1 protein-coding gene is annotated in these 377 nt (G+C 42.7%); it reads left to right on the forward strand.

Annotated features, from left to right (window positions below):
* The coding region (locus GVO60_RS22720) for a hypothetical protein (RefSeq protein ID WP_217358402.1) at positions 1-222 on the forward strand (222 nt) is incomplete at its 5' end.
* Positions 223-377: the final 155 nt, after the last annotated feature.

Below are 377 nucleotides of genomic sequence, written 5' to 3' on the forward strand. Positions count from 1 at the left end.
CCAGTCCCACTTTATCTTGGAATGAATGATTCAGGGAAGGAATGTTTTGCTCAATACATTCCGTTAAAAGATGCACTTCGATCACTCTTTCAGTGTCAGTCGGTCAAGCAGCAAACACATAGCAACAAACAAGAGCTACAGTCTTTGTCTAGATCAAGAGATGTCTTGGAAGACATCTGGGATGGTAGCAATGTGGCAGCAAATGTACTGTTTAAGAAGTAGGAGGAATCTCTTGGTCTGGTACTGTACCAGGATGCTTTTGAAGTGGTAAATCCGCTACTTTGATTGAAGTGGTATAGTCTTACCTGATGGACATGTGTACCGAGGAACATTGTGTGCCATAGCTGGAGATAATCTGGGATCACACAGTATTGGTG

The sequence above is a fragment of the Vibrio atypicus genome (genome assembly GCF_009811315.1).
Lineage (GTDB): Bacteria > Pseudomonadota > Gammaproteobacteria > Enterobacterales > Vibrionaceae > Vibrio > Vibrio atypicus.